This window comes from Gordonia asplenii (assembly GCF_012933505.1).
Lineage (GTDB): Bacteria > Actinomycetota > Actinomycetes > Mycobacteriales > Mycobacteriaceae > Gordonia > Gordonia asplenii.
Window position 1 is genome coordinate 1 of record NZ_JABBNB010000130.1, and the last position, 236, is coordinate 236.

1 protein-coding gene is annotated in these 236 nt (G+C 66.5%); it reads right to left on the reverse strand.

The annotated features are described in order from the left end of the window. Positions 1–236, reverse strand: a 236-nt coding sequence (locus HH308_RS29485) for a transposase (protein WP_211188994.1), incomplete at both ends; no start/stop codon positions are given.

A 236-nucleotide genomic window follows, 5' to 3' on the forward strand; every position in this document is an offset into this window, starting at 1 on the left:
CGCTGATTTGATGGCCACGATGTAGGGGATGTCCCGGGCGGTCAAGGCGAGTCGGAACTGAGCGCTGTCGCCGTATCCGGCGTCGGCGACGACCGCTGGTGGGGTGTGTCCCCAGTCGGCGAGTTGATCGAGCTGGGCGATCGCCATCTCCCATTTACGCACATGCCGGGCAGTGTCGGGGATGGCGGCTTTCACCCGGCGTTGGGCGATGAGCGCGGTGTCGGCGGGTGTGCGTT